At 71.6% G+C, this 24889-nt stretch carries 22 protein-coding genes and 1 tRNA gene; 15 read left to right on the top strand and 8 right to left on the bottom strand.

Annotated features, from left to right (window positions below; all coding sequences use genetic code 11):
* Positions 1-61: 61 nt before the first annotated feature.
* Positions 62-811, bottom strand: coding sequence for a helix-turn-helix domain-containing protein (locus AC5RWQ_RS22500; RefSeq protein ID WP_494284660.1), 750 nt, complete (start codon positions 809-811; stop codon positions 62-64).
* A gap of 35 nt (positions 812-846) precedes the next feature.
* Positions 847-919: transfer RNA gene (locus tag AC5RWQ_RS22495), tRNA-Leu, on the bottom strand.
* Positions 920-1014: 95 nt separating this feature from the next.
* On the opposite strand from AC5RWQ_RS22495, the gene AC5RWQ_RS22490 reads away from it, so the two are divergent.
* The 7 genes from AC5RWQ_RS22490 to AC5RWQ_RS22460 all read left to right on the top strand — a co-directional run bounded on the left by AC5RWQ_RS22490 (position 1015) and on the right by AC5RWQ_RS22460 (position 8126).
* Entirely contained in the window at positions 1015-1635 is a 621-nt protein-coding gene (locus AC5RWQ_RS22490) for an ANTAR domain-containing response regulator (RefSeq protein WP_494284659.1), read from the top strand.
* A 73-nt stretch (positions 1636-1708) separates the two neighbouring features.
* The gene (locus AC5RWQ_RS22485) at positions 1709-2893 is read left to right on the top strand and encodes a hypothetical protein (RefSeq protein WP_494284658.1); all 1185 of its coding nucleotides are present in this window, start codon (positions 1709-1711) and stop codon (positions 2891-2893) included.
* A gap of 248 nt (positions 2894-3141) precedes the next feature.
* The gene (locus tag AC5RWQ_RS22480) at positions 3142-4290 is read left to right on the top strand and encodes a branched-chain amino acid ABC transporter substrate-binding protein (protein WP_494284657.1); all 1149 of its coding nucleotides are present in this window, start codon (positions 3142-3144) and stop codon (positions 4288-4290) included.
* 64 nt (positions 4291-4354) lie between these two features.
* On the top strand, positions 4355-5338 hold the full coding sequence (locus tag AC5RWQ_RS22475; protein WP_494284656.1) for a branched-chain amino acid ABC transporter permease: 984 nt from the start codon (positions 4355-4357) through the stop codon (positions 5336-5338).
* Entirely contained in the window at positions 5335-6492 is a 1158-nt protein-coding gene (locus AC5RWQ_RS22470) for a branched-chain amino acid ABC transporter permease (protein WP_494284655.1), read from the top strand. Before AC5RWQ_RS22475 ends, AC5RWQ_RS22470 begins: the two co-directional genes overlap by 4 nt.
* The gene (locus AC5RWQ_RS22465) at positions 6485-7426 is read left to right on the top strand and encodes an ABC transporter ATP-binding protein (RefSeq protein ID WP_494284654.1); all 942 of its coding nucleotides are present in this window, start codon (positions 6485-6487) and stop codon (positions 7424-7426) included. Before AC5RWQ_RS22470 ends, AC5RWQ_RS22465 begins: the two co-directional genes overlap by 8 nt.
* Positions 7413-8126 (top strand): ABC transporter ATP-binding protein, encoded by a 714-nt coding sequence (locus tag AC5RWQ_RS22460; RefSeq protein ID WP_334486130.1) that lies wholly within the window; start codon positions 7413-7415, stop codon positions 8124-8126. Before AC5RWQ_RS22465 ends, AC5RWQ_RS22460 begins: the two co-directional genes overlap by 14 nt.
* A gap of 76 nt (positions 8127-8202) precedes the next feature.
* Here AC5RWQ_RS22460 and AC5RWQ_RS22455 read toward each other — a convergent pair whose 3' ends face one another.
* Positions 8203-8445 carry a hypothetical protein gene (locus AC5RWQ_RS22455; protein ID WP_494284653.1) on the bottom strand — a complete coding sequence of 81 codons (243 nt, stop codon included), beginning with the start codon at positions 8443-8445 and terminating at the stop codon, positions 8203-8205.
* A gap of 112 nt (positions 8446-8557) precedes the next feature.
* On the opposite strand from AC5RWQ_RS22455, the gene polA reads away from it, so the two are divergent.
* The gene (gene polA / locus AC5RWQ_RS22450; RefSeq protein ID WP_494284652.1) at positions 8558-11257 is read left to right on the top strand and encodes a DNA polymerase I; all 2700 of its coding nucleotides are present in this window, start codon (positions 8558-8560) and stop codon (positions 11255-11257) included.
* Positions 11258-11265: 8 nt separating this feature from the next.
* Here polA and AC5RWQ_RS22445 read toward each other — a convergent pair whose 3' ends face one another.
* From AC5RWQ_RS22445 to AC5RWQ_RS22435, 3 genes are all read right to left on the bottom strand, one after another.
* Positions 11266-11697 (bottom strand): DUF3140 domain-containing protein, encoded by a 432-nt coding sequence (locus AC5RWQ_RS22445; protein WP_494284651.1) that lies wholly within the window; start codon positions 11695-11697, stop codon positions 11266-11268.
* On the bottom strand, positions 11684-11902 hold the full coding sequence (locus AC5RWQ_RS22440; RefSeq protein ID WP_334486123.1) for a hypervirulence associated TUDOR domain-containing protein: 219 nt from the start codon (positions 11900-11902) through the stop codon (positions 11684-11686). The genes AC5RWQ_RS22445 and AC5RWQ_RS22440 overlap by 14 nt, the downstream gene beginning before the upstream one ends.
* Before the next feature lie 81 nt (positions 11903-11983).
* Entirely contained in the window at positions 11984-12793 is an 810-nt protein-coding gene (locus AC5RWQ_RS22435; protein WP_494284650.1) for a class I SAM-dependent methyltransferase, read from the bottom strand.
* A 400-nt stretch (positions 12794-13193) separates the two neighbouring features.
* Here AC5RWQ_RS22435 and rpsA point away from each other — a divergent pair, with 400 nt between their 5' ends.
* Complete coding sequence (gene rpsA, locus AC5RWQ_RS22430; protein ID WP_494284649.1) at positions 13194-14690, top strand: 30S ribosomal protein S1; 1497 nt, start codon at positions 13194-13196, stop codon at positions 14688-14690.
* 208 nt (positions 14691-14898) lie between these two features.
* Positions 14899-16077 (top strand): dephospho-CoA kinase, encoded by a 1179-nt coding sequence (gene coaE / locus AC5RWQ_RS22425; protein WP_494284648.1) that lies wholly within the window; start codon positions 14899-14901, stop codon positions 16075-16077.
* 4 nt (positions 16078-16081) lie between these two features.
* Here the strand turns inward: coaE and AC5RWQ_RS22420 are convergent, their stop codons facing one another.
* Positions 16082-17914, bottom strand: a complete 1833-nt coding sequence (locus AC5RWQ_RS22420; RefSeq protein ID WP_494284647.1) for a hypothetical protein — start codon at positions 17912-17914, stop codon at positions 16082-16084.
* A 302-nt stretch (positions 17915-18216) separates the two neighbouring features.
* Between AC5RWQ_RS22420 and uvrB the strand changes: the two genes are divergently transcribed.
* The 4 genes from uvrB to AC5RWQ_RS22400 all read left to right on the top strand — a co-directional run bounded on the left by uvrB (position 18217) and on the right by AC5RWQ_RS22400 (position 22568).
* Positions 18217-20325 carry an excinuclease ABC subunit UvrB gene (uvrB, locus tag AC5RWQ_RS22415; RefSeq protein ID WP_494284646.1) on the top strand — a complete coding sequence of 703 codons (2109 nt, stop codon included), beginning with the start codon at positions 18217-18219 and terminating at the stop codon, positions 20323-20325.
* Positions 20326-20341: 16 nt separating this feature from the next.
* The gene (locus AC5RWQ_RS22410; protein WP_494284645.1) at positions 20342-21157 is read left to right on the top strand and encodes an AraC family transcriptional regulator; all 816 of its coding nucleotides are present in this window, start codon (positions 20342-20344) and stop codon (positions 21155-21157) included.
* 24 nt (positions 21158-21181) lie between these two features.
* The gene (locus AC5RWQ_RS22405) at positions 21182-21550 is read left to right on the top strand and encodes a VOC family protein (protein ID WP_494284644.1); all 369 of its coding nucleotides are present in this window, start codon (positions 21182-21184) and stop codon (positions 21548-21550) included.
* Positions 21551-21668: 118 nt separating this feature from the next.
* Positions 21669-22568, top strand: coding sequence for a helix-turn-helix domain-containing protein (locus AC5RWQ_RS22400; RefSeq protein WP_494284643.1), 900 nt, complete (start codon positions 21669-21671; stop codon positions 22566-22568).
* A gap of 548 nt (positions 22569-23116) precedes the next feature.
* On the opposite strand, the gene AC5RWQ_RS22395 is transcribed toward AC5RWQ_RS22400, so the two are convergent.
* Positions 23117-23410 (bottom strand): antibiotic biosynthesis monooxygenase family protein, encoded by a 294-nt coding sequence (locus AC5RWQ_RS22395; protein WP_494284642.1) that lies wholly within the window; start codon positions 23408-23410, stop codon positions 23117-23119.
* 436 nt (positions 23411-23846) lie between these two features.
* Here AC5RWQ_RS22395 and AC5RWQ_RS22390 point away from each other — a divergent pair, with 436 nt between their 5' ends.
* The gene (locus tag AC5RWQ_RS22390) at positions 23847-24845 is read left to right on the top strand and encodes a TerC family protein (RefSeq protein ID WP_494284641.1); all 999 of its coding nucleotides are present in this window, start codon (positions 23847-23849) and stop codon (positions 24843-24845) included.
* Positions 24846-24889 lie beyond the last annotated feature (44 nt).

The following is a 24889-nucleotide window of genomic DNA, read 5'->3' as shown; positions in this document are numbered from 1 at the left end:
CGGTCCACCGACGGCGACGCGACGCCGGCCGAGGCTGCCGGCGTGGCCGGATTCCGAGTGGTCAGGATTTGGGGCCGACATGGCGGTCGAGGGCGGCGACGGCCTCGCGCCGAGCGACCGACAGGCTGTTGCGCCGGTTCATCCGCCATGCGATGCCGAGCAGATCGAGGCCCCACTGGCAAAGGCCCATGATGTCCGCGGACTCATTGGTGAACATGTACCGGGGGTAGGCGTACTGCTTGCCGCGGACGGTCACGCGGTTGGCAAAGCGGGCGCCGTCGGAGTGGAACAGGCCACGCAGCAAGTCGCCGGGATGGCGTTCAACGATCTCGCGCTGCCAGGCCGCCAGGGCGATCGGCCGCTCGTGCTTCTTGCCGGGCCCGTGCTGCGGCAACAGGCACGGCCAGTGTTTGCCGTAACTCTGCACGCTGACGCAACCCTGCTGCTGTACGTGCTGAACCTTGGCGGCCAGCACCGACCGCATGGCAGCGTCGCACGCGCCGATCAGGCGCGGCCAGGCGTTGCTGCACGAGATCCGCAGCACTGGCACTCGCGCTGAGGTGACCAGGTGGCCGTCACCGAGGTAGAGGCCGAACAGGTAGCTGTAGGCGGCAGGATCTGCCGGATTGTCGATGTCCGGCCGGCAGCGGAAGCAGCGCAGGGCGGACCCTTGCACGATCGGTTCGGGCCGGTCCCGGCACCAGTGCCACACAGTGCGGTACGAGAGCCCGACGCCGCGAGCGGCGTCGGCGACAGTCGCGCCATCCAGGTAGAGGCGGCGCGCGTGAGCGCGTATCTCGGGCGGATGCATGAAGTCATCTTCGAACGCCCGTACGACAGTTTCGGTGCCCCCGGTGGGATTCGAACCCACACTGTATGGAGTTTGAAGCCATTGTCTCTGCCATTGGACTACAGGGGCATTGCGCAGTTCGGCCCGACAAGGATACCCACTACGCTAAGGGCGGCGGGACCCGGCCGGCCGGGTGTCATGAACAGAACTGGTGGGGGTACCTCGTGGCCGAGACGCAGACGGATGCCGAGCGCAGGCGCGTACTGATCGCCGAGGACGAGGCGCTCATCCGACTGGACCTGGCCGAGATGCTGGTCGAGGAGGGATACGCGGTCGTCGGCGAGGCCGGTGACGGCGAGACCGCCGTCCGGCTGGCCGAGGAGCTCAAGCCGGACCTGGTCATCCTCGACATCAAGATGCCGATCATGGACGGGCTGGCCGCCGCCGAGCGGATCGCCGGCGCGCGGATCGCCCCGGTGATCATCCTGACCGCGTTCAGCCAGCGCGACCTCGTGGAGCGGGCCCGGGCGGCCGGCGCGATGGCGTACCTGGTCAAGCCGTTCCAGAAGAGCGACCTGGTGCCGGCGGTGGAGATCGCGCTGTCCCGCTACTCTGAGATCGCCGCGCTGGAGGCGGAGGTCGCCGGGCTCACCGACCGGCTGGAGATCCGCAAGACCGTCGAGCGGGCCAAGGGCGCGCTGATGACCACCTACGGGATGAGCGAGCCGCAGGCCTTCAAGTGGATCCAGCGCACCGCGATGGACCACCGGATGACCATGAAGCAGGTCGCCGAGCGGATCCTCGCGGAGACCGCAGGCGGCGAGGTCACCCAGCCGACCGCCTGACCCGCCGACCCTCCGCGCCGCTTCGCAGGCGTCGTGGTCCCCGAAAGTCGGTGCTCGTCGCTAGCATCGACGCGTGTCCACTCGGCGTACCTTCGCGGTGCTCGGCGTCCTCGCCGCGCTGCTGGTCGGCTGCGACCCGGCGGCCGACCCGGCGCCCTCGGCCTCCCCGGCGCCGACGCCGCTGGCGGCCGACTGGCAGCAGCTGACCCTGCCCGCGCCGCCCGGTCCGGCCGGCCGCCCGTTGCTGCGTGACGCCGTGGCCTGCGCCGGCCGGTGGTACGTCACCGGTGGCGTCGCCGACCCCTCCGGCGGCACCCGACCGGCGGCCTGGGCCAGCGTGGACGGTACGACGTGGGCGACGGTGCCGATCGCCGCGGATTCCTTCTACGGCAAGCAGAACGTGCTCTACGCGGCGGGGTGTCGGGGCGGCGCGCTGGCCGCGATCGGCGCGAAGGTCGGCGGCGCGCACGGTTATCCGCGGGTGAGCACCTGGCGGCAGCGCCCCGACGGCGGGCTGGTCGAGGTATCGGCGGCGTTCGAGACGTACGGCGGGCCCAAGGCGGTGAACGTCTCCCGGCTGGCGGGCGGGCCGGCGGGCTGGCTGATCGTCGGCAACCGGTCCAGCGGCGCGGCGTCCTGGGTCTCGCCGGACGCGGCGGACTTCGCGCTGGTGGAGGGCGCGCCGGAGCTCGCCAGCGACGGGCGTGGCATCAGCTGGGCCTTCGACGCGGTGGGCGTACCCCAGGGGTGGTTGGCGGTGGGGGGCGTGTTGCCCACCGGCCGGATCGACCGCGACCCGGCGGTCTGGTCCTCGGCGGACGGGCGGGCCTGGCGGCGCACCACCCTGCCCGGGACGGACCGTTACGAAGAGTTACAGCGGGTGGCCCTGCTCGGCGGCACGCCGGTGGCCGTGGGGCTGCGCGGCCGGGCCTTTGGCGCGTGGCGGCGCGACGGCGAGGAATGGGTGGCGGCGGGCGGTTTCGGCACCGCCGCGCCGTCGGGCGTGCCGTCGGTGGACGGGCTGGCGGTGGTCGGTGGGCGGCTGGTCGCGGCGGTCTCCGACGGGGCGGCCCGGGCGGTCTGGACCTCGGCGGACCGGGGCGACTCGTGGCAGCCGGTGCGGCTCCCGCTGCCGGTGGCGGCGGGAGCGGACCGGGACGTCGCGGTGGTGGCGGTGGGGGAGCGGGTCTGGCTCTTCGCCGATGACGGCACCAGGTCAGCGGGGTGGTCGGCGCGGCTGCCCGCCGTCCCGGAATGAGGCGTCGCGGGGCTTAACGACCGGTCAAGGATCGGCCTGTTACGGGTTTCGCATTGATCTCGCACGTCTTCGTAACGGTTTCGCAGACCCCGGCCGTAACCCTTCCCCGCTCGTAGGAGTGTCGGTACGCTCCGCCATCACGAGCCGTAACGCAGGGGCGTCCCTGCCGGGTGGGTGGTGGTGCGGGCTGTGCGGTCGCCGCCGACTTGGTGAAGTCGTCCCCTGCTTCTGGAGGAGGTCAGGAAGCCGTGAGGCGTAGCTATGTACGGGTGCTGGGGGCCGCCGCGATCGCTGTGGCCATGGTCGGCGCCGCGGGTTGCCAGGACTCTGGTGACGGCGGCGGCACCGCGTCCGGCGACTGCGGTGGCAAGATCGCTATCTTCGGCGCGTTCACCGGCGACAACGCGGGTCTGGTGATCCCGTCGCTGAACGGCGCGAAGCTCGCCGTCAAGCAGTTCAACGAGGCCAACAAGGACTGCAAGGTCACCATGCAGGAGTTCGACACCCAGGGTGACCCTGCGGTGGCGACCCCGTTCGCGAACCAGATCGCCGGTGACAACTCGTTCCTCGGTGTCATCGGTGGCCACTTCTCCGGCGAGTCCGACGCCACCATGCCGATCTACCAGGCCGCCGGCCTGGCGATGGTGAGCCCGTCGGCGACCCGGACCGACCTCACCCAGAAGGGCAACAAGTCCTTCTTCCGGGTGGTCGGCAACGACGGCACCCAGGCGGGTGCCGTGGCGACCTACCTGAAGTCGCAGAACGCCGCCAAGGTCTTCATGATCGACGACGGCAGCGCCTACGGCGCCGGCATCACCGCCGAGCTGGGCAAGAACCTCGGCGCCACGCTGGCCGGCAGCGACAAGATCCAGGAGAAGCAGTCGCAGTTCGACGCGACCATCTCCAAGATCAAGGCAAAGCAGGCCGACTTCGTCTTCTACGGCGGCTACACCCGTGAGGCCGCTCCGCTGGTGAAGCAGATGCGCGCGGCCGGTGTCCAGGCCAAGTTCGTCGGCCCGGACGGTCTCTACGACCCGGCGTTCCCGGCGGGTGCCTCCGGCGGCGCCGAGGGCGCGATCATCACCTGCCCGTGCCTCCCGGCCGACAAGGCCGGCGGCACCTTCTCCGCCGACTACCAGAAGGAGTACGGCCAGGCGCCGGGCTCCTACGGCGCTGAGGGCTTCGATGGCGCGCAGATCTACCTCGACGCGTTCAAGGCCGGCAAGAAGACCCGGGCCGACATCCTGGCCTTCGTGAAGTCCTACGACAAGCAGGGCGTGTCGAAGTACATCAAGTTCGATGACAAGGGCGACGTCGACCCGTCGAAGGTCGTCATCTGGGCGTACCAGATCAAGGGCAAGGAGATCACCGCGCTGCAGGAGCTCAAGCTCAGCTGACGGCACGGCAAACGGGGTGCGGCCGGGGTTTCTCCCCGGCCGCACTCGATTCAAGGAGACCCCGGTGAATTTCGACGAACTCTTCGGCCACCTCGGCCAGCACACCGTCGACGGGTTGTCCAAGGGGGCGATCTACGCCCTGATCGCCCTGGGCTACACGCTCGTCTACGGCGTCCTTCGCCTGATCAACTTTGCCCACTCCGAGGTCTTCATGGTGGGCACCTTCGCGGTGCTCGGCGTCTGGACCGCCTTCGGAGTGGAAAATAACCCGCCGGTCGGACAGGCCGTGCTCTTCCTGGTGCTCGGCCTGGTGGCCGCGGCGGTCGCGTCGGGCGGCACGGCCCTGGCGATCGAGCGGATCGCCTACCGTCCGCTGCGCCGCAAGAACGCCCCGCCGCTGATCTTCCTGATCACCGCGATCGGCCTCTCCCTGGTGCTGGTCGAGGTCTTCGGCCTGCTCCTGCCGGACGTGGCGGGCAGCGCGGTGCCGGAACTGTTCGGCCGGCCCCGGCAGATCGTCGGCATGCCGACGATCATCAAGCAGGAGACCCTGTTCCAGATCGGCGACACGGGGATCACCAACATCCAGGTGATCGTGTTCGTCTCGGCCGTCGTGATGATGGCGATCCTGGACTGGTTCATCAACCGCACCCGGTACGGCCGGGGTGTGCGCGCGGTGGCGCAGAACCCGGAGACCGCCGCGCTGATGGGCGTCAACCAGGAGCGCGTGATCATGCTGATCTTCGTGCTCGGTGGCATGATGGCCGGCGCCGCCGCGCTGCTGTGGAGCATGCGCTTCGGCTTCACCCAGAACAGCATCGGCTTCGTGCTGGGCCTCAAGGCGTTCACCGCCGCGGTCCTCGGCGGCATCGGCAACCTGCGCGGCGCGCTGGTGGGTGGTCTCTTCCTCGGCCTCGTCGAGGTCTACGGCGCCACCCTCTTCGCGTCGAACTGGGAGGACGTCATCGCCTTCGTGGTGCTGATCATGGTGCTGATGTTCCGGCCCACCGGCCTGTTGGGCGAGTCGCTGGGGAGGGCCCGCGCATGATCGACAAGATCCGGACCGCAGACCGTCGCCGGGTCGGCCTGCTGACCTCGGCCGGTGACCGCTTCAGGGCGCTGCCGAAGTGGCAGCGGGCCGCGGCGTTCCTGGCCTTCGTGGCGTTCCTCTACTACCTGCCGCTGCTCGGCGTCCCCGGCCTCACCTGGCTGCGGACCGACTCGATCCCAGGCGGCAACAACTGGGCCGGGGTGCTCTTCGTCTGCGCCATCTACGTGCTGGTCGCAATCGGCCTGAACGTGGTGGTCGGCCTCGCCGGCCTGCTCGACCTGGGCTACATCGGCTTCTTCGCCGTCGGCGCGTACAGCGTGGCGCTCTTCGGCTCGGTGAACTCGCCGGTGGTGAAGTGGATCCAGCAGAAGTTCGACCTGCCGCCGACCTGGGCGGTGACCTGGGCGATCTGCCTGCTCATCGCGATCGCGCTGACGATGATCTTCGGGGTGCTGCTGGGCTGGCCGACGCTGCGGCTGCGCGGCGACTACCTGGCCATCGTGACGCTGGGCTTCGGCGAGATCATCCGGATCGTGGCCCGCAACGCCACCGGGATCACCAACGGCAATCAGGGCATCTCGGCGATCCCCGGGCCGGAGGGTCCGCCGGCGGCGGAGAACGAGGTCTTCGGGCTGATCGACGCGAAGCCGTGGTACTGGCTGGCGATCACCGCGGTGTTGCTGATGGTCTTCGCGGTGCGCCGGCTGGAGCACAGCCGGGTCGGCCGGGCCTGGCTCGCCGTCCGCGAGGACGAGGACGCCGCGGCGGTGATGGGGGTCTACCCGTTCAAGTTCAAGCTCTGGGCGTTCGCCATCGGCGCGGCCCTGGGCGGGCTCTCCGGGTTCCTCTTCGCCAGCCGGAACGCGTTCATCGACCCGACCCAGTTCAACGCGAACCTCTCCATCCTCTTCGTCGCCATGGTCGTGGTCGGCGGCTCGGGGAACATGGTCGGGGTTTCGCTCGGCGCGGTGCTGCTGGCCTACCTTCCGGAGCGGTTCCGGGAGGTCGCCGACTACCGGTGGCTGGCCTTCGGCCTGGCCATGGTGCTGGTGATGATCCTGCGTCCGCAGGGCCTCGTCCCCAGCCGGCGGCGGGCCCGCGAGCTGAAGGACCGCGCGGCGGAGGCAGAGGAGGCGCCCGCTCATGTCTGACCAGAACACCGCCACCCAGACGCCGAAGATCCCGGCCCAGCCGGGTCCCCGGCAGGTGCTGCTGGAGGTCGACGAGGTCACGCTCCGCTTCGGCGGCGTGGTCGCCCTCGACAAGATCGATTTCCAGATCTACGAGGGCGAGATCCTTGGCCTGATCGGCCCGAACGGCGCCGGCAAGACCACCAGCTTCAACGTGATGACCGGCGTCTACAAGCCCACCTCGGGCGCGGTCCGGTTCCGCGGCGAGCGGGTGACCGGCCGCAAGCCGCACCAGATCAGCAAGCTGGGCATCTCCCGGACGTTCCAGAACATCCGGCTCTTCCCGGAGATGACGGCGCTGGAGAACGTCATGGTCGGGACGGACTCCCGGCACAAGACCAGCGTGCCCGGGGCGCTGTTCCGGCTCTACCGGGTCCGCCCGAAGCCGGAGGAGCTGCCGCAGGTCACCGCGCCGGGGGGCATCGCCCGGACCTGGCAGGAGGTGCGGCGGGCGTGCGCGAAGACCTTCGGCCTGTCCCGGCACATCCTGGAGGAGCGGGCTGCCGAGGCCAAGGCACTGGAGCTGCTGCGCTTCGTCGGGATCGCCGACCGGGCCAACGACGAGGCGCGCAACCTGCCGTACGGCTACCAGCGCCGGCTGGAGATCGCCCGGGCGCTGGCCACCGAGCCGAAGCTGCTCTGCCTGGACGAGCCGGCCGCCGGGTTCAACCCGGCGGAGAAGGAGGAACTGCTCGCCCTGATCCGCAAGATCCGCGACATGGGGCTGACCGTGCTGCTCATCGAGCACGACATGCGCCTGGTCATGGGGGTCACCGACCGGATCGTGGTGCTGGAGTTCGGCCGCAAGATCGCCGAAGGGGCGCCGGCCGACGTCAGCCGCGACCCGAAGGTGATCGCCGCCTACCTGGGGGAGTCCACCGATGACGCTGCTTGAGCTGAGCGACGTCAGCGTCGCGTACGGCCGGATCGAGGCCCTGCACGGCATCAGCCTGACCGTCAACGAGGGCGAGGTGGTGGCCCTGATCGGCGCGAACGGCGCCGGCAAGACCACCACCATGCGCGCCATCTCGGGAACCCGGGCGCTGGCCGGCGGCCGGATCGTGTTCAACGGTGAGGACATCAGCAAGCTCCGCGCCGACCTGCGGGTCGTCCGGGGGCTGTGCCAGTCGCCCGAGGGCCGGCAGATCTTCCCCGGCATGACGGTGATGGAGAACCTGGACATGGGGGCGTACACCCGGCGGGACTCCGCCGGCATCGCCGCCGATTTGGAGCGGGTGCTGGAGCTCTTCCCGCGGCTGCGCGAGCGGCGCAAGCAGGCCGGCGGCACGCTCTCCGGCGGTGAGCAGCAGATGCTCGCGGTCGGCCGGGCGCTGATGAGCCGACCGAAGCTGCTGCTGCTGGACGAGCCGTCGATGGGCCTGGCCCCGATGGTGATCCGGCAGATCTTCGACATCATCACGGAGATCAACCAGCAGGGCACCACGATCCTGCTGGTGGAGCAGAACGCCCAGCAGGCGCTCTCCCGGGCCCACCGGGGTTACGTGCTGGAGACCGGTCGGATCGTGAAGGAGGGGTCCGGGCAGGACCTGCTCACCGACCCGGCGGTCAAGGAGGCGTACCTCGGCGTCGCCTGAGGTGCCGTAGCGCGAACGAGCCGGCCGGCGAGGTTTCCCTCGCCGGCCGGCTCGTTCCTGTCGCGGTCGGCTCCGCTCAGTTGATCCAGAAGTGGAGGAACCAACGCCACGAGCAGCCCCGGGCACAGCCCGACGGATACGCGTGCATCTCGCAGTAGTACTGGTCGTACTTGGCGGCGCCCGCCGAAAGGCACGCGGCCTCGCTGGTGTACGGGTAGGTGCTCGACGTCCAGATCGCCTGGGCGGGCGTGGCGACCGCGACGACGCCGCTCACGCCGACGAAAGCCGTCAGCAGGGCACGAGTCAACAACTTCTTCAAGGTCAGACCCCCGTTCGAGAGATTGACGTGACTGTATAGGGCCGGGCGGGACCGCGCTGCCCCGTCCGAGTGGTGGCCGGTGTTGTCGGTCCCACGGACTAGAGTCGCTGCCGTGACAGCTACGACGCCGCGCCTGCTCCTCGTCGACGGACATTCCCTGGCATACCGGGCTTTCTTCGCCCTGCCCGTGGAAAGCTTCTCCACCACGACCGGGCAGCCGACCAACGCGGTCTACGGCTTCACCTCCATGCTGATCAACGTGCTGCGCGACGAGCAGCCCACCCACATCGTGGTCGCCTTCGACGTCTCCCGCCGGTCCTTCCGCACCGAGAAGTACGCGGAGTACAAGGCCGGCCGCAGCGAGACCCCGACCGACTTCAAGGGTCAGGTCAGCCTGGTCAAGGAGGTCCTCGCCGCGCTGCGCGTCCCGGTGGTGGAGCGGGAGGGCTACGAGGCCGACGACGTCATCGCCACCCTCGCCTGCCAGGCCCGCGACCAGGGCATGCAGGTGCTGATCAGCACCGGCGACCGGGACGCCTTCCAGCTGGTCGGCGACCAGGTCACCGTGCTCTACCCGCGCAAGGGCGTCTCCGACCTGGCCCGGATGGACCCGGCGGCGATCGAGGCGAAGTACGGCGTGGGCCCGGAGCGCTACCGCGACCTGGCCGCCCTGGTCGGCGAGACCAGCGACAACCTGCCCGGGATCCCCGGCGTCGGCCCGAAGACCGCGGCCAAGTGGATCAACACGTACGGCGGGGTCGAGGGCGTGATCGCGCGGGCCGACGAGATCAAGGGCAAGGCCGGCGACAGCCTGCGCGAGCGGCTGGCCGACGTGATCCGCAACTACGAGATCAACTGCCTGGTCTCCGACCTGGAGCTGCCGCTGCGCCCCGAGGACGCCCGCTGGCAGGGCTGGGACCGGGAGGCCGTGCACCAGGTCTTCGACACCCTGCAGTTCCGCATCCTGCGCGACCGGCTCTACCAGTACCTCGAGGCGGTGGAGCCGGAGGCCGAGGCCGGCTTCGACCTGGCCGGCGAGGTGCTCACCGAGCCGGGTGCCCTCGCGGGCTGGCTGGAGACGCACGGCCCGGTCGGCACGCCGGTCGGCCTGGCCGCGAAGCTCGACACCGGCCCCAACCGCCGGCACACCGCCTCGGTGACCGGGCTGGCCCTGGCCACCGCGGGCGGGGCCGCCGCCTGGGTCGACCCGGCCGGCCTTCAGCCGGCCGACGAGCAGGCGCTCGCCGGCTGGCTCGCCGACGCCACCCGGCCCAAGGTGCTGCACGACAGCAAGCCGGTGGTGCTCGCCTTCGCCGCGCACGGCTGGACGCTCGCGGGCATCGCCCGCGACACCCAGATCGCCGCCTACCTGGCCCGCCCCGACCAGCGCTCCTACGACCTCACCGACCTGGCGCTGCGTTACCTGCACCGGGAGCTGCGGGTCGACGCCCCGGAGACCGGCCAGCTCACCCTGGACGGGCTGGGCGACGAGGGGGTCGCCGAGCAGAACCTCATGCTCCAGGCCCGGGCCACCCTCGACCTGGCCGACGCGATCGACGCCGAGCTGTCCCGCGACGGCGAGCAGTCCGCGCGGCTGATGGCCGGGGTGGAGCTGCCCCTGATGCGGGTGCTCGCCGACATGGAGCGGATCGGCATCGCCGCCGACACCCATTACCTGTCGGAGCTGGAGGCGCACTTCGCCGCCGAGGTGAAGGCCGCCGCGCAGGGGGCGTACGAGGCGGTCGGGCGGGAGTTCAACCTCGGCTCGCCCAAGCAGCTCCAGGAGATCCTCTTCACCGAGCTGGGCCTGCCCAAGACCAAGAAGATCAAGACCGGCTACACCACCGACGCCGACGCCCTCCAGTGGCTCTACGCGCAGAACCCGCACCCCGTGCTGGAGCACCTGCTGCGCCACCGCGACGTGGCCAAGCTCAAGTCCACGGTGGACGGGCTGCTCAAGTCGGTCTCCGACGACGGCCGGATCCACACCACCTTCAACCAGACGGTGGCCGCCACCGGTCGGCTCTCCTCCACCGAGCCCAACCTGCAGAACATCCCCATCCGCACGGAGGAGGGGCGGCGGATCCGGCGCGCCTTCGTGGTGGGGGAGGGCTACGAGACCCTGCTGACCGCCGACTACAGCCAGATCGAGATGCGCATCATGGCGCACCTGTCGTCGGACGACGCCCTGATCGAGGCGTTCAACTCCGGCCACGACTTCCACGCGGCCACCGCCTCGTCGGTCTTCGAGGTGCCGGTCACCGCCGTCAGCGGCGACCAGCGTCGCAAGATCAAGGCGATGAACTACGGCCTGGCCTACGGCCTGAGCGCCTTCGGTCTCTCCCAGCAGCTCGGCATCACCGCCGAGGAGGCCCGGGGGCTGATGGAGAACTACTTCGCCGGTTTCGGCGGGGTCCGGGACTACCTGCACGAGGTGGTCGCCCGGGCCCGGCAGGACGGCTACACCTCCACCATCCTGGGCCGCCGGCGCTACCTGCCCGACCTGGGCAGCGACAACAGGCAGCGCCGGGACATGGCCGAGCGGATGGCGCTCAACGCCCCCATCCAGGGCTCGGCGGCCGACATCATCAAGGTCGCCATGCTGCACGTCGACACCGCGCTGCGCGACGCCGGGCTGCGCTCCCGGATGCTGCTGCAGGTGCACGACGAGCTGGTCTTCGAGGTGGCGCCCGGCGAGCGGGAGACGCTCGAGGAGCTGGTCCGGCGGGAGATGGGCGGGGCGTACCCGCTGTCGGTGCCGCTGGAGGTCTCCGTCGGCGAGGGCCGGGACTGGAACAGCGCCGACCACTGATTCGCGGGTTACCGTCCCGGTCCGCGGCGCTCCTTCGGCGGGGTGCCGTGCCGTTCGAGGGCCCGCCGGGACGGGCCGCCCGGCGGTGGTAGCGGAGCCTTGAGGGGGTCGTGACCCCAGTTCATCAGGGAGTACCGCCACCGGGTCTCGCGGACGTCGCCGCTCGGTCGCTGCGCCATGTGCCGCCGTACGTACCCGACGACCTTGCGCATGTGCTTGTAGTCGACCTCGGAGAGCTGGTCGCGCTTGCGCCGCAACAGGTTGATGATCTTGCGGCCGGACTCGTGCCCGACCGACTCGCCGCCCTTGGTGCCCTTCTTCCGCCAGCCGACGTGCTTGGACTCGTCGGTCTCCAGCCACGTCGACAGCTCGCCGGGCTTCATGTTCACCGCCTCGGTGAACTCCCGGTACGTCTGCTGCGCATCCTCACTTCGACTCATGGCGCAGCGCCTCGGGCCGGTGGGCGACGTCGCGCCCCGAGTCGTCGTTGCGGATCCGGTACTGCGGGTCCTCCGGGGACGCGTTCACGGCGTGCCCACGCACGTGCGTCCGCTCGGTGATCTTGTCCTTGACCACGCCGTACGCCCGGCCGCTGTGACTGGCCCAGGAGACGTGGTCGCCCGTCTGGAACTCCTTGTCGGCCATGCCTCGCGGGTACCCGCCGTCGATGTCGCGAAACGACCGGACGGGTCTAGGGACCCGGGCCGCACCAGGAGTGCGGCGGGCTCAAGCCGCAGGTTTCTCGGCGACGAAGATGGCGGTGCCGGGGAAGAGCCGGCCGCGCAGCGGGCTCCACTGCCCCCAGATCCCCTCGTGCCCCGCCGGCCACTCCGGCTCCACCAGGTCGACCAGGCGGAACCCGGCGCCGACCAGCTCCCGGATCCGGTCGCCGAGGGTGCGGTGCTGCTCGACGTAGCTGGCCGTGCCGGCCTCGTCCTGCTCGACGTAGGGGGACCGGTCGAAGTACGAGTGGACGGCGGTCAGCCCGCCCTCGCCGGGGTCGTCGAGGAAGATCCAGCGCATCGGGTGGGTCACCGAGAACACCCAGCGGCCGCCCGGGCGCAGCACCCGGTGCACCTCCGCCATCAGGGTGGCGGAGTCGTCGACGAACGGGATCGCCCCGAAGGCGGTGAAGGCGATGTCGAAGGCGGCGTCGGCGAAGGGCAGCGAGAGCGCGTCGGCCTGCACCAGCGGTACGTGTACCCCGGTGGTGTCGGCGGCGCGCGCGGCGTGCCGGAGCATGCCGGCGGAGAGGTCGAAGGCGACCGGTCGGGCGCCCTGGGTGGCGAGCCAGCGGGCGCAGGCCGCGGCTCCGCCGCCCACCTCCAGCACCCGGCGGCCGGTGACGTCGCCGAGCAGCCGGGCGTCGGCCTCCCGCAGCCCCTCCGGACACCAGACGAAGTCCACGTCGCCGAGGAAGGCGCCGTGCTCGGCCTGGTAGTCGTCGGCGTCGGCGTCCCACCAGCCGCGGTTGGCGCGGCGCGCCTCCGCGTCGCCGACCCGGCGCCGGGTCACCCGGTTGTCATCGTCATCCACCCGCTCACGCTAGGCCCTGCACCGGCCCGCACCCGCGGCGGCTGGCCGGTGGGTCGGGGTCGCGCTGCCGTCGGCGCGCCGATGCGCTACCTTCTCGTGGGGCTGGTGTGACGCAGGAGACAGTCGAGGCGCTTTCGTGCTGAAATCTCCGCTTTCGCAGCTGGTGAGCTCGCGGCGACACGGGAGGCCTTGCACGCTGTGGTAATGCAGCGGGTAGGCTAGACGATGCGCTCGCGGATCGTGTGCCTCGGCAGGGAGCAGGTGCGCGGTCACCGGAGCCACTAATGATCTTCACTTGGCGATCGTTCGGTGTGCCCCGGCGGCGGATCCGTTGGCGCGAAATGGTCACCGCGACACCACGCCTGCTGTGACAACCCATCCGACCGGAGCAACCGCCCACATGACGAGCAGCATCGAGGCCCCCTCGAGCGCCACCCGGGTCACCCACGACGATCTCGGTTCCGAGGAGGCTTTCCTCGCCGCGATCGACGAGACCATCAAGTACTTCAACGACGGCGACATTGTCGAAGGCACCGTCGTCAAGGTCGATCGGGACGAGGTCCTTCTCGACATCGGCTACAAGACCGAGGGTGTCATCCCCTCTCGTGAGTTGTCGATCAAGCACGACGTGGACCCCGCCGAGGTCGTCTCGGTTGGCGACCACATCGAGGCCCTGGTCCTCCAGAAGGAGGACAAGGAGGGTCGTCTGATCCTCTCCAAGAAGCGGGCGCAGTACGAGCGGGCCTGGGGCACGATCGAAAAGATCAAGGACGAGGACGGCGTCGTCCGGGGTTCGGTCATCGAGGTGGTCAAGGGCGGCCTCATCCTCGACATCGGGCTGCGCGGCTTCCTGCCCGCCTCCCTGGTCGAGATGCGGCGGGTGCGCGACCTGCAGCCGTACGTCGGCCGCGAGCTCGAAGCCAAGATCATCGAGCTGGACAAGAACCGCAACAACGTGGTCCTGTCCCGCCGGGCCTGGCTCGAGCAGACGCAGTCCGAGGTGCGCACCGAGTTCCTCAACAAGCTGCAGAAGGGCCAGGTCCGCAAGGGCGTCGTGTCCTCGATCGTCAACTTCGGCGCCTTCGTCGACCTGGGCGGCGTGGACGGCCTGGTGCACGTCTCCGAGCTCTCCTGGAAGCACATCGACCACCCGTCCGAGGTCGTCGAGGTCGGCCAGGAGGTCGAGGTCGAGGTCCTGGACGTCGACCTGGACCGCGAGCGGGTCTCGCTGTCGCTGAAGGCGACCCAGGAGGACCCGTGGCGGCAGTTCGCCCGCACCCACGCGATCCAGCAGATCGTGCCGGGTAAGGTCACCAAGCTGGTGCCGTTCGGCGCCTTCGTCCGGGTGGACGACGGCATCGAGGGCCTGGTCCACATCTCCGAGCTGGCCGAGCGCCACGTGGAGATCCCGGAGCAGGTCGTGCAGGTCGGCTCCGAGGTCATGGTCAAGGTCATCGACATCGACCTGGAGCGTCGCCGCATCTCCCTGTCGCTCAAGCAGGCCAACGAGGGCTTCGTCGAGGGCGAGGAGCACTTCGACCCGACCCTCTACGGCATGGCCGCGACGTACGACACCGAGGGCAACTACATCTACCCGGAGGGCTTCGACCCGGAGACGGGCGAGTGGCTCGAGGGGTACGACAAGCAGCGCGAGACCTGGGAGAACCAGTACGCCGAGGCGCGTCAGCGCTGGGAGGCCCACACCAAGCAGGTGCAGACCCCCCGGGCCGCCGACGCCGAGGCCGCTGCCAACCCGGCTCCGCCGGTGGCCGCCGGTGCCGCCACCACCACCACGACCAGCACGGCCCCGAGCCGTCAGGCCGAGGAGCCGGCCGGCACGCTGGCCACCGACGAGGCGCTCGCCGCTCTGCGGGAGAAGCTCGCCGGCGGCAAGTGACCGTGTGACAACTCCAGTTCGGCGCGGCTGACGCCGCGTCCGGCGACCTGGAGCAGTCGCTGACGACGGGGCCCCGCCCCTGCGATCCGGTTCCACCGGGTCGTCGGGGGCGGGGCCCTCGCCTGTCAGCCGATCGGGCGGGGCGAGTCGCGCGCCACACCCCGGGCCGATGTGGCGGCGCTTCGAATGATCAGGTTGACTGGTCGGCGTGCTGATGGTGGGACTGACGGGCGGGATCGGGTCCGGCAAGAGCGCGGTGGCGACCCGGCTGGCCGAGCGGGGCGCCGTGATCGTCGACGCCGACCGGGTCGCTCGCGAGGTGGTCGCCCCGGGTACCGAGGGGCTGGCCGAGATCATCGCCGCCTTCTCGGAGCGGATCCTCGGTCCCGACGGCGCGCTGGACCGGGCGGCACTGGGCGCGGTGGTGTTCGGCGACGACACCGCCCGACGCCAGCTGGAATCGATCACCCACCCGCGGGTCCGGGCGCGGACCGCCGAGCTGGTCGCCGCAGCCCCGTCCGACGCGGTCGTGGTCAACGACGTGCCGTTGCTGATCGAGGTGGGGCTCGCCCCGACGTACCACCTGGTGGTGGTGGTGCGGACGGCGCTCGGCACCCGGCTGGAGCGGTTGACGCGGGACCGGGGGATGCCCCGGGCGGAAGCCGAGCGGCGCATCGCCGCGCAGGCCGACGACGCCCGTCGGCGCGCGGCGGCCGACGTGGTGATCGACAACGACGGCACCCTGGACCAGCTGCACGCGGCGGTGGACGCCCTCTGGCGGGACCGGCTGGTGCCCTACGAGCACAACCTGCGGGACCGACGCGCCGTCGGCGCTCGGGAGGTGGTGCTGACCGAACCCGATCCCCGCTGGCCCGACCAGTACGCCCGGCTCGCCGCACGGATCCGGCACGCGACCGGGGCGGAGCGGCGGATCGACCACATCGGTTCGACCGCGGTTCCCGGTCTCGCCGCCAAGGACGTGATCGACATCCAGCTCACCGTCGACTCCCTCGCCGAGGCGGACGGGCCGCTCGCCGACCGGCTCGCCGAAGCGGGGTTCCCCCGGCTGCCCGGCGAGTGGTGGGACAACCCCCGCCCGGCCGGGAGCGGACGCTGGGAGAAGCGGCTGCACGGCAGCGCGGACCCGGGCCGCCCGGTGAACCTGCACCTGCGGGTGGCCGGGTCGCCCGGCTGGCGGTACGCCCTGCTGATGCGCGACCACCTGCGCGCCGACCCGGACCAGCGCTCCGCGTACCTGGCGTTGAAGCGCGACCTGGCGGCGTCCGCCCCGGACAGCGGCAGCTACGCCACCGCGAAGGACCCCTGGTTCGACGAGGAGTACCTGCGCGCCGAGGAGTGGGCCGGGCAGACCGGCTGGCGGCCCTGAGCCGTCACTGTGCCCCGGCTCGCGCGGCCGGCCGCCCGCGCCGCCCCGGGTCGGGCTGGGCCGGGCGCCGTGGGGCCGGCTTCGCCTTGACGGGCGGCGCCGAGCGGGGTGGGACGACGCCCGCGGGCACCCTCGCGGGAGTCAGGTCGAGCTGCGCCCATGCGCCGGCCCCGGTCCGCAGCTCCACCCGGCGCAGCAGCCCGTCCCGGTCGAGCCAGTAACGCAGCCGCAGCCCCTGGACGCGCAGCTCGAACACGTCGACGGTCACGCCGGCCAGCCGGCTGCCGCGCAGCCTGATCGCCGAGCCGGGCCGTACGGGCATCGCCGCCGCCCGCAGCGCCACGTCGACGAGGACGTCGAGGTCGTCGGTCGGTCGTACGCCGGTTCGCCAGCCGGTCCCGGGCGGCGGTGGCAGCGGCGGGCCGACCGGCGGCTCGGCGCTGCCGCTGGCCGGACCGACCGGCAGCTCGGCCCGGGCGAACCCGTTGGCGTCGCGGCGCAGCAGCGTGCGCCGGCCGAGCGTGTCCAGCTCGGCCACGGACAGGTAGACCACTCCACCGGACCAGCTGAGCCAGCCCGAGCCGCGCAGGTTGGCGGCGGTGCCCAGCGGCGCGGTCACGGTGACGGCCGCTCCGGACCGGGCCCGCAGCCGGGCCGGAAGCCGGTCCAGCCGTTCGGCCTCGGCGTCGGTGAGCGCGCGGGGCAGCCCGGGACGCCCACCCAGCGCGTCGACGGGCCAGAGGGTGGGCCGGTTGCTGCGCTCCAGCTCGACGGTGAGGGGCGCGCCGTCGGGCAGCCGACCGGCCCAGCGGTGCAGCCGGGCGTCCCGGTCGACCCACCAGCGGGGGTCGCCGTCCCCGGCGGCCGGCGCCGCCGACGGCGTGGCCGTGGGGTCGGCCGGCGCGGGTGGCGGCAGCGGCGCCTGGAGGACGTCGACCGACTCGCCGCCGAGGACCTCGCGGCCCACCCAGCGCCCGCCGCCGCGGCGCAGCGGGTCGACGGGCTCACCCCGGTCGGCGCCGAGCGCGAAGAGGACGTCGAGCGCCCCGGCCAGCCCCCGGCCCGGGGACAGGTCGCGCAGTCGCCAGCCGTCCACGGGCGGGACCAGCGGCGGTGGCGCCGGTGTCGGCATCGCGGTCGGGTCGGGACGGACCACCACGACCGCGGGGGTGGCCTGGACCAGGCCGCGGTCCGGGCCGGCGCCGGGCCCCCCGGCGTCCAGGTAGGCCAGTGGTCGCCCCCAGTCCACCCAGCCGACCAGCTCGGTGCGGGTGGCGCCGGCGCCGACGGTCGCCCGTACCCCGACCCGGACGTCGCGGTAGTTGGTGACCCGGGTGGCGGCCAGCCGCTCGGATTCGTCCGCGGTCAGCGCCCGGGCCGCCTCCGGTGACGTCGGCGCCCAGCTCAGCAGCCCGGCCACCAGCGCCGCGGCCGAAGCCGCGGCGACCACGCCGAGCGCGACCAGCGTGCTGCGCCGCCGGGCCGGTGGCTCCTCGGCGGCGGCGCCCCCGGCCGGCGGCGCGGGGGGCAGGCCGGGAGGCGCGGGCAGGGGGCGTCGGGAGCGCTGGTGCCGGCCGGGCGCGCGCCGCCGCCGGCCGGCCTGGTCGGCCGGTGCGGGCGCACCGGCCCCGATGGGGGTACGGGTGAACGGTGGCGCGGTGGACGGCCGGTCGGTGGGGCCCGGCGGTGCGGTGGACGCTCGCCCGCCGCGCTCTGCGGGCGGGCGGGACGCGGACCCGGTGGCGGTCGGCGGGTCGGTCGCCGCCGGCCGGCCGGGCCGGGTGGGGGAGGGGTGCTCCGGGGAGGACGAGGGCGGCCGCTCGGATGAGGTGTCCACGAGTGGTTGAACGGCCGGCGAGGAGGACGGTGACGAATTGGGGCGCTCGCGGCGGCCGGTCTGCGCCTCGAGCGCGACCACGTCGGGTGCGCACGCCGGTGATGTCCGGGTGCTGCGACCACACGTGCCAGGGGCGGCCCGCCCGTGAGGGTCCGGCCACCGGCCCGGTCGGCCGCCGCGAGCGGCCTACGGTCTACAGGCTAGCGCGGTGAGATGTACCCCACAATGGGAATATCGAAGCCGATCAGGGGACCCACGGTAGCGACGGCGGAGTGTCGGACCCCGGGCGTACCGTTGCTGTCATGGCGCTCGACATTCCCCGGCTCGACGGCCGCTTCCAGGTCGTCAGTGATTTCCAGCCGGCCGGCGACCAGCCGGCAGCCATCGACGATCTTGAGCGTCGGGTCCGGCGCGGCGACCGCAACACGGTGCTGCTCGGCGCAACCGGCACCGGCAAGAGCGCCACCACGGCGTGGCTGGTCGAGCGGTTGCAGCGGCCGACCCTGGTGCTCGCCCCCAACAAGACCCTCTGCGCCCAGCTGGCCAAGGAGTTCAGCGAGCTGCTCCCGCACAACGCGGTGGAGTACTTCGTCTCCTACTACGACTACTACCAGCCCGAGGCGTACATCCCGCAGACCGACACCTACATCGAGAAGGACTCCTCCATCAACGAGGAGGTCGAGCGGCTGCGGCACAAGGCGACCATGTCGCTGCTCACCCGCCGCGACACGATCGTGGTGGCCACCGTCTCCGCGATCTACGGCCTGGGCACCCCGGAGGAATACCTGGAGCGTGCGGTGCGGGTCGCCGTCGGGCAGGAGCTCGACCGGGACAAGCTGCTCCGCCGGCTGGTCGACATCCAGTACACCCGCAACGACATGGCCTTCCAGCGGGGCACCTTCCGGGTCCGCGGCGACACCCTGGAGATCATCCCGGCCTACGAGGAGCTGGCCGTCCGGATCGAGCTCTTCGGCGACGAGGTGGAGAAGCTCTACTACCTCAACCCGCTCACCGGCGACGTGGTCAAGGAGGTCGACCAGCTGGTGATCTTCCCGGCCACCCACTACGCGGCCGGCCCCGAGCGAATGGAGCGGGCGATCCGCGACATCGAGGTCGAGCTGGCCGAACGGCTGGCCGAGCTCGAGCGGCAGGGCAAGCTGCTGGAGGCGCAGCGGCTGCGGATGCGCACCACCTACGACATCGAGATGATGCGGCAGGTCGGGTTCTGCTCCGGCATCGAGAACTACTCGATGCACATGGACGGTCGGCTGCCCGGCAGCCCGCCGCACTGCCTGCTCGACTACTTCCCCGACGACTTCCTCACCGTGGTCGACGAGTCGCACGTGACCATCCCGCAGATCGGCGGCATGTACGAGGGCGACGCCTCCCGTAAGCGGATGCTGATCGACCACGGCTTCCGGCTGCCCAGCGCCGCCGACAACCGCCCGCTGCGCTTCGACGAGTTCCTGGAACGGGTCGGCCAAATGGTCTACCTCTCCGCCACCCCCGGTCCGTGGGAGCTGGAGCAGGCGCAGGGTGAGTTCGTCGAGCAGGTGATCCGCCCGACCGGGCTGATCGACCCGCAGGTCGTGATCAAGCCGACCAAGGGCCAGATCGACGACCTGATGCACGAGATCAAGCTGCGTACCGAGCGCGACGAGCGGGTGCTGGTCACCACGCTGACCAAGAAGATGGCCGAGGACCTCTCCGACTACCTGCTGGAGAACGGCATCCGGGTGCGCTACCTGCACTCCGAGGTCGACACGCTGCGCCGGGTGGAGCTGCTGCGCGAGCTGCGCAAGGGCGACTACGACGTGCTGGTCGGCATCAACCTGCTCCGGGAGGGCCTCGACCTGCCCGAGGTGTCGCTGGTGGCGATCCTCGACGCCGACAAGGAGGGCTTCCTGCGCAGCGGCCGGTCGCTGATCCAGACCATCGGCCGCGCCGCCCGGAACGTCTCCGGCCAGGTGCACATGTACGCCGACAAGATCACTCCGTCGATGGCGGCCGCGATCGACGAGACCGACCGGCGCCGGGCCAAGCAGATCGCCCACAACGAGGCGCACGGGATCAGCCCGGAGCCGCTGCGCAAGAAGATCCACGACATCCTCGACGACATCTACCGCGAGGCGGAGGACACCGAGAACTCGCGGATCGGCGGCGCGGCGCGGCAGCTCTCCCGGGGCAAGGCACCGGTCAAGGAGACCCGCAGCCGCAGCCGGGCCGGCACCTCCGCACCGTCCCGCGAGGGGATGGCGCGGGCCGATCTGGCCCAGCTCATCCAGGAGCTCAACGACCAGATGCTGGCCGCCGCCCGGGAGTTGCAGTTCGAGCTGGCGGCCCGGATCCGCGACGAGGTGTCGGATCTGAAGAAGGAACTGCGCGGAATGGACGCCGCCGGCGTGAAGTGACGGACGGAGGGCGGGGATGGGCGACCTCGACCTGGTCGTGGGCCGGCCCGACGGCCGGCTGCTCCCGTTCGTCGACCGGTACGTCGGTTACCGCGAGCGGGCGGCACTGCCGGCGGTACGCCGGGAGACCGCCGGTGCCTTCGTGGTGCTGATCCTCGGCTGGGGCGCCCCGCTGGACGTCGTGGATCCCCGGTGCGCCGAGCGCGGGGCGTCCCGGGTGGACTCCTTCGTGGCGGGGACCTTCGACGGGTACTGCATCACCCGCACGGTCGGGGTGGGCCTCGGGGTGCAACTCCTGCTCACCCCGCTCGCCGCCCGCCGGATCCTCGGCCTGCCGCTGGTCGAGTTGGCCAACCGGGCGGTGGCGGTGGAGCACCTTCCCGACCGTTGGCTCGACCTGCTCCGGCACCGGCTGGCCGGGGCGTCGGACTGGCCCGGGCGGTTCCGGCTGCTCGACGCGGCGCTGGCCGCGCGACTGGCCGCCAGCGAGCCGGTCGATCCCCGAGTCGGGTGGGCCTGGCGGCGGCTGGCCGGCAGCGGGGGGCGGGTCGAGGTCGGCCGGTTGGCGGAGGAGCTCGGCTGGAGCCGGCGTCACCTGGCCACCGTGTTCCGGCGGGAGCTGGGCCTGCCGCCGAAGACCACCGGCCGCCTGCTGCGTTTCGCGCGGGCCCAGGCGGCGATCACCGGGGCGGGCGGAGTCGCCCCGAGCGGTGCCGAGGTGGCCGCCCGCCACGGCTACTACGACCAGTCCCACCTGATCCGGGACTTCCACGAGTTCGCCGGGGAGACGCCGGCGGGCCTGCTGAGGTCACATTCGTCCAATCCGGGGTGACCGCTCCGGCGGCAGGATGAGGGCATGCGAACCCTCTACCCGGTCTTCAGGTATCCCGATGCCCGCGCCGCCATCGACTGGCTGTGCGCCGCGTTCGGCTTCGCGGTGCACGCCGTGCACGATGCGCCGGACGGCTCGGTGGCGCACGCCCAGCTCGCCCTCGACGAGGGGATGATCATGATTGGTGCGAACTCGGCGCGGCGATCCCGGCCGGCCGACGACGACTGGTCGGTCTACGTCGCCCTCGACGACGTCGACGCGCACTGCGCCCGGGCCCGCGCGGCCGGCGCCGAGATCGTCCGCGAGCCCTTCGACACCGACTACGGGTCCCGCGACTACGCGGCCCGCGACCTGGCCGGCAACGTCTGGTCGTTCGGCACCTACCGCCCCTGAGCCGCTCCGGCGGCCGACCCGGCGCCACGGGGGCGCCGGACCGGCCGCCGTTGCGGTGCGCGAGCAAGGTATTGCCGTGGGTGACGGTCCTGCGTACCCTCCGTCGTGGGGAGGCGGGATGCCGTTGTCATCGAGTCCGGTGATTCGACGCGCGCGACTGGGCGCCGAGCTGCGCCAGTTGCGCAGACGGGAGGCGCTGACGCTGGAACAGGTGTGTGGCCGGTTGGGCTGGGCCTCCACCTCGAAGTTGTCCCGGATCGAGCTGGGGCAGAGTCGGCCGGATCTGGCCGACGTCCTCGACCTGCTCGACGTCTACGACGTCCCGGCGCCGCAACGGGACGCGCTGATCGTCATCGCCCGGGACGCGGCCACCAGCCGCGGCTGGTGGAAGGCGCTGGGCGAGATGAGCGAGCGGCAGCGCACCTACGCCGAGCTGGAGGCGGGCGCGGCAGCCATCGTGGAGTACCAACCGGCCGTCGTGCCGGGGCTGCTCCAGGCCCCCGGGTACGCCCGGATGCGGATCGCCGCCGCCCGGCTGCTCCACCCGGAGCTGGACGCGGAGGCCGACCTGCGCGCCCGGCTCACCCGGCAGGCGGTGCTGCGCCGGCCCGACCCGCCCCGCTACACCGGCCTGCTCGACGAGCGGGTCTGCGAGCCGGGTGACGCCCCGGCCGAGGTCTGGCGGGAGCAGCTGGAGCACCTGGCGGCCCTGGCCGAGCTGCCGCACCTGACGCTGCGGGTGGTGCCCCGGGCGGCGGCGCCGCGCGGGCCGCACCCGCTGACCCCCTACTGCTGCTACTCGTTCCCCGACCCGGCCGACCCGCGCACCGTGATGCTGGAGGCGCTCACCACCGACGTGCGGCTGGTCGCCGACGTCGACGTGAGCGGCTACGACCGGGTGACCGGCTGGCTGACGGAGGTGGCGCTGAGCCGGGCGGAGACGCGGGAGCTGTTCCGCCGGCGCGCCGCCGACGCGGTCGACGCGGCGGTGGTGGAGGCGGTCAAGGGCGACCGCTGACCGGAGCGCGCGGACCGGCCGGTCACAGGGCTGGAGCAGCAGCACGGGTGGCCAAAGCCCGGCGGTGACCAGGGCCTTCCCTAGTCGCTGAGGCCTGACGATCCGAACGGAATCACGCGCCGCCACGGGTAGCGGTCCGGGCCGGGAGACTCGGACGCGGCTGGTCCAGAAGCCCGACGTGACGTCGGGTTGACGAGCGGGCGACGGTAGGGGCCGGGCCCGGTGTGTTCCCGCCGACCGCTACAAACTTGATGACGCGAACGAATCGCGGATGCCAGTCACGCCTCGGGCGCCTGAAACGGACATCCGATTCGCTGACGACATCAAGTTCGTAGCGCCTGGAACGGCGCACCGCCCGCTGACGGGCAGCTCACCTCGGGCAACACGGGCCCGCGACACCCGCTCATGATCGTTGTTCGGTCCCCGGCCCGCCGCCAGGCGCGTCGCCGCCCGGCCACCGGACCCGGCGCCCCCGAACGCGTCGGGGCCGGTGTGCCGCGCGAGCGCCGTACGGTAACCCGGGGGTACGACAGCGACGGTGATGGATCTCAGGCCGGTACGTCGACGAAGTGCTCGACCCGCGGCGGGCCGGCGAAGTGCGGGCCGATCAGCGCCCGCCACTGGCCGAACGCCTCGGTGGCGCGGAAGTTCTGGTCGTGCGCCTCGACCGAGTCCCACTCGACCAGGAGGACGAACCGGGTGGGGGTCTCGATGCCCCGGGTCATCCGGACCGACCGGCAGCCCTCGACGGCGGTGATGATGGAGAGCGCCTCCGCGTAGGCGGCGGCGAACGCGTCCTCGTGTCCGGGCAGTACGTCGATGAGCGCGACTTCAAGAACCATGCCCGAAGCCTCGCACGGCGGTCGGCCGGCGCTACGCCGCGGGGTGGCGCCGTCCCAGGATCGCCCCGCGACGGGCCGGTACGCCCTGCGGCAGCAGGACGAAAGGCCACACCTAGCCTCCTAGGATGCCGTACGGAAGGTGTCGGTCGACACGCGAGCAGGGTGATACGTGCGGCAATCCGGCCTACCGGAGATGCGCTGACGGCCGTGCATGGTGAAGAATGGCGGCCGGAGGGGAGTATTCCCCCGCGATGGAGTCGTCAGCACGGTCGACCGCCACCCCCGGCACCCGACCCGGCTCCATCGGTCAACGCCCCGCCCGCGGGTCGTTGGCGGAAGAGACCTCCGACAGTCACCACAGCTTCCGTCGCCGCCCACCCCGCCGTCACTCGGCGTACGGTGTGCCCGACGCCGCGTGTCTGCCGGAGGAATGGAATTGAACGTGTCCGGAATGGTGTGGGCGGGAACGCTCGTCGCGATGACGGCGATGCTGCTCATCGACCTCTTCATCGTGGGGCGGCGTCCGCACGAACCCAGCATCCGTGAGTCGAGCCTCTGGGTCAGCTTCTACGTCGGCCTGGCCCTGCTCTTCGGCGTGGGCCTCTGGCTCGCCTCCGGCGCCAGCGTGGCCGGCCAGTTCTACACGGGGTGGCTCACCGAGTACAGCCTCTCGGTGGACAACCTCTTCGTCTTCGTGATCATCATGGCCCGGTTCGGGGTGCCCCGGAAGTACCAGCAGAAGGTGCTGCTCATCGGCATTGTGCTGGCCCTGGTCATGCGCGGTGGCTTCATCGCCGCCGGCGCCGCGTTGATCTCCCAGTTCTCCTGGGTCTTCTACATCTTCGGCGCGTTCCTGATCTACACCGCGGTCAACCTGGCCCGCCAAGGTGAGCCGGACGAGGACGAGTTCAAGGAGAACCTCCTCATCCGGTGGAGCCGCAAGGCGTTGCCGATCTCCCGGGACTACGACGGCGCCAAGCTGACCACCCACCAGGCCGGCAAGCGGCTCTTCACCCCGATGCTGATCGTGATGATCGCGATCGGCACCACCGACCTGATCTTCGCGCTGGACTCCATTCCGGCGATCTTCGGGATCACCCAGGAGCCGTACCTGGTCTTCACCGCGAACGTCTTCGCGCTGATGGGCCTGCGCCAGCTCTACTTCCTGCTCGGCGGCCTGCTGGACCGGCTGATCTACCTCAGCTACGGCCTGGCCGTGGTGCTCGGCTTCATCGGCGTGAAGCTGGTGCTGGAGGCGCTGGCCGACAACAACCTGCCGTTCATCAACGGCGGCGAGCACGTCGCCTGGGCCCCGCACATCCCGATCTGGCTGTCCCTGCTGGTCATCCTCGGCACCCTCGCCGTGGCCACCGTAGCGAGCCTGGTCAAGTCGTCCCGGGACCGGCGGCGGGAGCTGGCCGAAGCCCGGCGCTGACCCACCCACCGACGACGACGGCGCCTCCGGTCACCGGGGGCGCC

This window comes from Micromonospora sp. BS32 (genome assembly GCF_059089345.1).
This window is presented reverse-complemented; position numbering and strand designations above follow the sequence as displayed.